Here is a 6,788-nt window from a genome sequence, read left to right as displayed (position 1 = left end):
GTGCTCGGAGATGTGTATAAGAGACAGCGCAAGGCCAGCGTCTGCGTGGCGACTGCATCGCGCACTTCGGCGTCGTGGAAGATGCCCAGCAGGCAGCGGCCTTCTGCCATGGCCTCGCGGATCAGCGCGATCACGACCTGGCGGTTGTCCGCGTCCAGCGACGCGGTGGGTTCATCCAGCAGCAGGATGGGATGGCGCGCGATGAAACCGCGAGCGATATTCACGCGCTGCTGCTCGCCGCCCGAGAACGTGGCGGGCGCCAGTCCCCACAGGCGCGGCGGCACGTTCAAGCGTTGCAGCAGGGCTGCTGCGCGGGAGCGGGCTTCGTCGGCCTCCACGCCCGCTGCGCGCAGGGGTTCGGCCACCACGTCCAGCGCCGACACGCGCGGAATCACGCGCAGGAACTGGCTGACGTAGCCGATCACCTCGCGCCGCAAGGCCAGAATGCGTTGTTCGGGGGCGCCGGCCAGCTCCACCCATTCGTCGTTCCAGCGCACCCGGATGCTGCCTTCGGTCGCCAGATAATTGCCGTACAGGCAGCGTAGCAGGGTGCTCTTGCCGGTGCCGGACGGTCCCGCCAGCACCAGGCAGTCGCCCGCCGCCGCGTCGAAGTCGACCGACTCCAGCACGGGCAGGCGCATGCCCCCCTGGTTATGCAGGATGAACATCTTTCCGAGGCCCCGCACCTCGATCATGGGAGTCTTTTCAGGCATGGTCAGCTCTGCAAAATGGAGGACACCAGCAACTGGGTGTAGGGATGCTGCGGATCGTCGAGGATCTGGTCGGTCAGGCCGCTTTCGACCACTTCGCCGCCGCGCATCACCAGGGTCCGATGCGCCAGCAGGCGCGCCACGGCCAGATCGTGGGTCACGACGATCGCAGCCAAGCCCAGATCGGCCACCAGCTGACGCAGCAGGTCCAGCAAGCGCGCCTGCACCGACACGTCCAGCGAAGCCGTGGGTTCGTCCATGAACACCAGGCGCGGGTGCGTCACGAGGTTGCGGGCGATCTGCAGCCGCTGCTGCATGCCGCCCGAAAACGAGGTGGGCCTGTCATCCAGCCGTCCCGCGTCGATCTCCATCTTCTGAAGCCAGTTGCCAGCGGCCTGACGCAAGTCGCCGTAATGCCTGTCGCCCACGGCCATCAACCGCTCCGCGATGTTGGCGCCCGCGCTGACCTGCATGCGCAGGCCGTCGCGGGCGTTCTGCCGCACGAAGCCCCAGTCGGTGCGCGACAGCAGGCGCAGGCGTGCGCCGGGCAGCGCGGCCAGGTCGGTAAAGCCCTGGTCGCGGGTGTCGTACCAGACGCTGCCCGCGTCCGGCCTGGTCTGGTACGACACGGCCGACAGCAGCGTGCTCTTGCCGGAACCGGACTCGCCGACCACGCACAGGACTTCGCCCGGATACAGATCGAAGTTGACGTTGCGGCAGCCGTGCACGCCGTCCCAGGTGCGCGTCATGTTGCGCACTGAAAGCAAAGGTTGGGCGTTCATGCCGCGGTCTCCTGGTTGGCTTGCTGTTGCGCCTGCCGGTCGTTGCAGTACTCGGTGTCGGAGCAGACGAAGCGGCGCGTGCCGGCGTCGTCCAGGATGATTTCATCCAGATAGCTCTCGCGCGATCCGCACAGGTCGCAGCATTCGTTCCAGGTCTCGACCTTGAACGGGTGGTCCTCGAAGTCCAGGCTCTTCACCTGCGTGTAAGGCGGCACCGCGTAGACGCGCTTTTCGCGGCCCGCGCCGAACAGCATCAGCGCAGGACTGCGGTCCAGCTTGGGGTTGTCGAACTTGGGGATGGGCGAAGGCCGCATCATGTAGCGTCCGTTCACGATGACAGGATAGTCATAGGTGGTGGCGATATGGCCGTGCTGCGCGATGTCCTCGTACAGCTTGACGTGCATGCCGCCATATTCGGCCAGCGCGTGCATGGTGCGCGTCTCGGTTTCGGAAGGCTCCAGCCAGCGCAACGGTTCAGGAATGGGCACCTGGAACACCATGATCTGCCCTTCCGCCAGCGGCGTCTCGGGGATGCGGTGGCGGGTCTGGACGATGGTGGCGGCAGAAGTGGATTCCGTCGTCGCCACGCCCGTGACACGGCCGAAGAAGCGGCGGATGTTGATCGCGTTGGTGGTGTCGTCCGAACCCTGGTCGATCACCTTGAGCACGTCGTTTGCGCCGATGATGGACGCCGTCACCTGGATGCCGCCGGTGCCCCAGCCATAGGGCAGCGGCATTTCGCGGCTGCCGAAAGGCACCTGGTAGCCGGGGATGGCGACGGCCTTGAGCAAGGCGCGGCGCAGCATGCGCTTGGTGGATTCGTCCAGGTAGGCGAAGTTGTAGTGGTCGTCGCGTTCGACCGTTGCGTGTTGGGTAGTCATGGGGAAACCGCCTCGTCCATCAGATCGCTGCGCGCGGCCTCGGGCGCGGCGCGTTCGGCGCGCATGCGCCGCAACAGTTCAAGATTGGCCTGGAAGTCCACGTAGTGCGGCAGTTTCAAGTGCTGCACGAAACCGGAGGCTTCGACGTTGTCGCTGTGATAGAGCACGAACTCGTGATCATTGGCAGGCGAATCGGCGCGTTCGCCCAGGTCGCGCGCCTTCAGCGCGCGGTCCACCAGCGCCATCGACATGGACTTGCGTTCGCCATAGCCAAAGGTCAGCCCATAGCCCCGGGTGAACTTCGGGCCTTCCTCGGCGCTGCCCGCGAACTGGCTGACCATCTGGCATTCGGTGATCTCGATCTCGCCCACGGTGACGGCGAATCCCAATTCCTCGATGTGCATTTCCACCTCGAGCGCGCCGTAGCGGATCTCGGCGGCGAAGGGGTGGGTATTGCCGTAGCCGCGCTGGGTCGAATAGCCCATGGACAGCAGGAAACCTTCGTCTGCGCGCGCCAGGTTCTGCAGGCGGGCCGCGCGCGAGGCCGGGAAATCCAGCGGCTGCCGGGTCAGGTCGAAGGGTTCGGGATCGCCTTCGGGCACGGCTTCCGCGTCGATCAGGTCGTCATGCGCCAGCAGGTCGGTGACGCGCGGCATCGCGCTATCCAGCGCCTCGCCGCCCGGCGGCAAGGCGTCGGCTTCGCGCTGCGCTTCGAGCGAGAAGTCCAGCAGACGCTGGGTGTAGTCGTAGGTCGGTCCCAGGATCTGGCCGCCAGGCACGTCCTTGAAGGTGGACGAGATGCGGCGCTGCAGGCGCATGCGGCCGGTGTCGATGGGCTGGGTATAGCCAAAGCGCGACAAGGTGGTGCGGTAGGCGCGCAGCAGGAACACCGCTTCGATCAGGTCGCCCGCGGCCTGCTTGATGGCCAGCGCCGCCAGTTGCGGATCGTAGAGCGAGCCCTCCGCCATGACCCGCGATACCGCCAGCGGCATCTGTTCGCGGATCTGGTCCAGGCTCAGCTCGGGCACTTCGCGGTCGCCGCGCCGGTAGTCGTCCAGCATGCGGTAGGAATTGAGGATGGCGCGTTCGCCCCCTTTTACGGCTACGTACATGTCAGTTCTCCTTGCGCGTGCTGCGCGGCAGTGCGCAGATCCGACGCTCGTGCGTCAGGAACACGTCGACACCGAGCGGAAACCGTTGATGATTGAGACGCCACTCGCGCCAGAAACCCTCGGGCAGCCCTGCCGCATGCAGCAGCTGCTGGCTCTTGATACCCGGGCCGCTGAGGATGGCGGGTTCCCCGCCCGACAAGGATTCGACCTCGATCAGCAAGGTGGTAGACAGATCGGGATAGGCCGGATCGCCCTGGTGGCAAGCCGAAAGCGCCGGCGCCTTGCTGCCAGCCGGCACCGCGGCAAAACGCGCGAGCGAGGGCGATGGCACGATGGGGCAGGCGCAATGAAATCGCAGAAACGCGATCGCGTCCGCGCTGACGGTTTCAGGCAGCCACAGCGGCGTGTCCACGTCCACCAACGTCAGCAGCAGCGCGGTCATGGCAGGCGACAGGCCCGCCGGCACGCCGGTTTCGATCAGGATTTCATGGATGCGGCCCGGGTGGGCCATGGCGTCCAGCGCGGCGCGGAACGTGGCCTGCGCGTCGCCGACGGGATCCGCGAATCCGGGGAGCAGCGCCCGGCCCGAGGCCGCGGCGGCTTGTATCTGTTGCTGCATGTCAGTCCTCGCCTCGCACCATCGTGAAGAATTCCACCTTGGTCTGCGCCGCCACGCGGGCCTGGCGCTCGACCCGTTCGGCATGCAGGCGGGCCAGCGGCTGGATCAGCTGTGCCTGCACCGTGTCATGCCATTCCGGCAGTTGCAGCAGGGCGTCGGCCACGGCGGCCTGCTCGGCATGGCGCTGCGAGCGGCCCTGCACATAAGCCACGCCCACCACGCCCTCGCCCATCGTCACCGCGCAACGTGTCACGCTCATTTCGCCCAGGTTGAAGCGGGCCCCAGTGCCGCCGCTGCGGGCGCGCACCATGGCCATGCCGGTTTGCGCGGGGCGCAACGTCTGGTGTTCCGGCTTGCCCGCCAGCGCGCAAAAAGCGCCATCCAGCGCGGCCGGATCGGCCAGCGCCAGCACGCGCATCCAGGCGGCGCGTTGCGCGCCCGCCGCATCCTGCCCTGTCTTGGGGTGATCCATCTTTTTCCTCTAAACGTCTAGACGACCGGATGGAGTATGATCGCTCCGAAATGGAAGTTCAACAGCCTGGCGTGAATTTTTGATGACAGTTGCAGCGCGTCCGCAGCGCCTTTGCGGCCGCCGCCGCATGGTGCACAATCACTGCCATTCTTCATGAAGCTGATGTGACAGCACGAGCACACCCTATGGTCGAAAGAGGTTCCGGCATCGCCGTCTGGCGGCAAATCGGCGAAGCGCTGGCGGACGATATCCGCAACAAGCTCTATGCGGCAGGCGAACAGCTGCCGTCCGAGCCCGAGCTGGCCGCCAAGTTTTCCGTCAACCGCCACACCATCCGCCGCGCGATGGGAGAACTCGAACAAGGCGGCCTGGTCCGCATCGAACAAGGCCGCGGCACCTTCGTCCAGGAACACGCGATCGACTACGCCATCGGCAAGCGCACGCGCTTTTCCGAGAACCTGCGCAGCCAGGGCATGCTGGGCCACCAGGAAGTCCTGGGCAGCCAGAGCCTGCGCGCCGGCGACATCGCCAAGCACCTGGGCCTGACGCGTACCGCGCCGCTGTTGCGCGTGCAGATCGTAGGCAAAGCCGAGAACCGCCCGATCAGCGTCTCGGAACATTTCTTCGACGAAAAGCGCTTCCCCGACTTCGCCGACCGCCTGGCGTCGCTGCGCTCGATCTCCAAGGTCTATGCCCACTATGGCATCGGCGACTACACGCGCAAGTGGTCGCGCATCACCGCCGCCCTGCCCACGCCCGAAATCGCCCGCCTGCTGGGCCAGCCCAAGACCCGCCCCATTCTTCAGGTGGAGGCCTTGAATGTGGACCAGGAAGGCTCGCCGCTGCAATATAGCGTGGCGCGCTTCGTGGGCGACATGGTCCAGCTGATGGTGACGGACGACAGCTGACGCAAGGCCGCCGCCTGCGCGCGCAGGCGGCGCGGAAGACTCCGGCCAACGGATTAACTCATCTAGACATCTGGTTGTAATGCAATCCCGCTAACGTCACGCCATGAACACACACACGCACGCCCCCTCGCCCTTGGCCGGTGTCACAGGCCAACGCATCCTGACGCCGCGCGGCGTCGAACAGGCCAGCCTGCGGTTCCATGGCGGACTGATCGAAGGCTCCGCCGCCGCCGCGCCGCGGGGCGCGCCCTGGTTCGACGCCGGCGATCTGCTGGTGTTGCCCGGCATCGTGGACCTGCACGGCGACGCCTTCGAGCGCGCAGTCATGCCGCGGCCCAGCGTGACCTTTCCGTACGACAGCGCCCTGTTCGACGTGGACCGCCAGCTGCTGGCCAACGGCATCACCACCGAGTTCCATGGCGTGACCCTGTCCTGGGAAGGCGGGCTGCGCGGCGAGGCTTACGCCGAACGCATGTTCGACGCGCTGGAAAGAATGCGCTATCTCATGGGCGCGCGGCACTATGTGCACCTGCGCTTCGAAACCCATCACGTGGGCGGCCTGGATATTGCCCAGCAATGGATACGCGACGGCCGCGTGCGCTTCCTGGCGCTGAACGACCACCTGCCCAGCATGGCGCGCCGCCTGGGCGACGAGCGCAAACTGATGCAGTACGCCAACCGCGCCGAGTGCGACCTCGACGTCTTCCAGGACCGGATCCGCGCCGCCATGGCCGCCGCCGATTCGGTGGCGGACGCCATGCGCGAGCTGACCGGCTGCGCGCAGGAAGCGGGCTTGAAGGTGGCCTCGCACGACGATCCGGACGCCGCCACCCGCCGCTACTACCACCAGCTGGGCTGCGGCGTGGCGGAGTTTCCGCTGACCCGCGAGGCCGCCGGCGTGGCCCGCGACCTGGGCGATTCCGTGGTCTTCGGCGCGCCCAACGTCGTGCGCGGGGGCAGCCACACCGGCGCGCCCAGCGCCACCGAAATGGTCCGCGCCGGCCTGTGCGACATCCTGACATCCGACTATTACTACCCCGCCCCGCTGGCCGCGGTGATGAAGCTGGCCAACGACGGCGTGCTGCCGCTGGCGCAAGCCTGGGATCTGGTGTCCTTGAATCCGGCCCGCGCCGCCGGCCTGAAGGATCGCGGCGCGCTCGCGCCCGGACTGATCGCCGACGCCATCGTGGTGGATGACCAGGTGCCGGGGCTGCCCCGCGTCTGCGCCGCGATCGTGGGCGGCGAACTGCGTTACGCCACGCGCGCCTTCGACGACAGCCACAGCCAGCGCATGGCGGCCTGAC

At 67.0% G+C, this 6,788-nt stretch carries 8 protein-coding genes; 2 read left to right on the top strand and 6 right to left on the bottom strand.

What is annotated here, in order from left to right; translation table 11 throughout:
- From phnL to phnG, 6 genes are all read right to left on the bottom strand, one after another.
- Positions 1-713 (bottom strand): phosphonate C-P lyase system protein PhnL (gene phnL, locus DXK93_RS21630; protein ID WP_119451065.1); only part of this gene is annotated, 713 nt, incomplete at its 3' end.
- Positions 714-715: 2 nt separating this feature from the next.
- Positions 716-1,492, bottom strand: coding sequence for a phosphonate C-P lyase system protein PhnK (phnK, locus tag DXK93_RS21625; protein WP_013395684.1), 777 nt, complete (start codon positions 1,490-1,492; stop codon positions 716-718).
- Entirely contained in the window at positions 1,489-2,373 is an 885-nt protein-coding gene (locus DXK93_RS21620) for an alpha-D-ribose 1-methylphosphonate 5-phosphate C-P-lyase PhnJ (RefSeq protein ID WP_054451481.1), read from the bottom strand. The genes phnK and DXK93_RS21620 overlap by 4 nt, the downstream gene beginning before the upstream one ends.
- Positions 2,370-3,485 (bottom strand): carbon-phosphorus lyase complex subunit PhnI, encoded by a 1,116-nt coding sequence (locus DXK93_RS21615; protein WP_119451064.1) that lies wholly within the window; start codon positions 3,483-3,485, stop codon positions 2,370-2,372. Before DXK93_RS21615 ends, DXK93_RS21620 begins: the two co-directional genes overlap by 4 nt.
- 1 nt (position 3,486) lies before the next feature.
- Entirely contained in the window at positions 3,487-4,104 is a 618-nt protein-coding gene (phnH, locus tag DXK93_RS21610) for a phosphonate C-P lyase system protein PhnH (RefSeq protein ID WP_054451484.1), read from the bottom strand.
- A gap of 1 nt (position 4,105) precedes the next feature.
- Positions 4,106-4,576 carry a phosphonate C-P lyase system protein PhnG gene (gene phnG / locus DXK93_RS21605; RefSeq protein WP_088142251.1) on the bottom strand — a complete coding sequence of 157 codons (471 nt, stop codon included), beginning with the start codon at positions 4,574-4,576 and terminating at the stop codon, positions 4,106-4,108.
- A gap of 185 nt (positions 4,577-4,761) precedes the next feature.
- Between phnG and phnF the strand changes: the two genes are divergently transcribed.
- Both phnF and DXK93_RS21595 read left to right on the top strand, forming a co-directional pair.
- On the top strand, positions 4,762-5,484 hold the full coding sequence (gene phnF / locus DXK93_RS21600; RefSeq protein WP_054451488.1) for a phosphonate metabolism transcriptional regulator PhnF: 723 nt from the start codon (positions 4,762-4,764) through the stop codon (positions 5,482-5,484).
- Positions 5,485-5,587: 103 nt separating this feature from the next.
- Positions 5,588-6,787 (top strand): alpha-D-ribose 1-methylphosphonate 5-triphosphate diphosphatase, encoded by a 1,200-nt coding sequence (locus DXK93_RS21595; protein WP_119451063.1) that lies wholly within the window; start codon positions 5,588-5,590, stop codon positions 6,785-6,787.
- Position 6,788: the final 1 nt, after the last annotated feature.

Origin of the sequence: Achromobacter sp. K91 (assembly GCF_003576205.1) — a bacterium.
Classification (GTDB): Bacteria; Pseudomonadota; Gammaproteobacteria; order Burkholderiales; family Burkholderiaceae_B; genus Achromobacter; species Achromobacter aegrifaciens.
Note: the sequence above shows the minus strand (reverse complement) of the source record. Positions and strands in the feature narration are given on the sequence as shown.

Coding starts and splice junctions, on each gene's coding strand:
- phnK (WP_013395684.1), bottom strand. CDS start 1,492: ATGAACGCCCAACCTTTGCTTTCAGTGCGCAACATGACGCGCACCTGG.
- DXK93_RS21620 (WP_054451481.1), bottom strand. CDS start 2,373: ATGACTACCCAACACGCAACGGTCGAACGCGACGACCACTACAACTTC.
- DXK93_RS21615 (WP_119451064.1), bottom strand. CDS start 3,485: ATGTACGTAGCCGTAAAAGGGGGCGAACGCGCCATCCTCAATTCCTAC.
- phnH (WP_054451484.1), bottom strand. CDS start 4,104: ATGCAGCAACAGATACAAGCCGCCGCGGCCTCGGGCCGGGCGCTGCTC.
- phnG (WP_088142251.1), bottom strand. CDS start 4,576: ATGGATCACCCCAAGACAGGGCAGGATGCGGCGGGCGCGCAACGCGCC.
- phnF (WP_054451488.1), top strand. CDS start 4,762: ATGGTCGAAAGAGGTTCCGGCATCGCCGTCTGGCGGCAAATCGGCGAA.
- DXK93_RS21595 (WP_119451063.1), top strand. CDS start 5,588: ATGAACACACACACGCACGCCCCCTCGCCCTTGGCCGGTGTCACAGGC.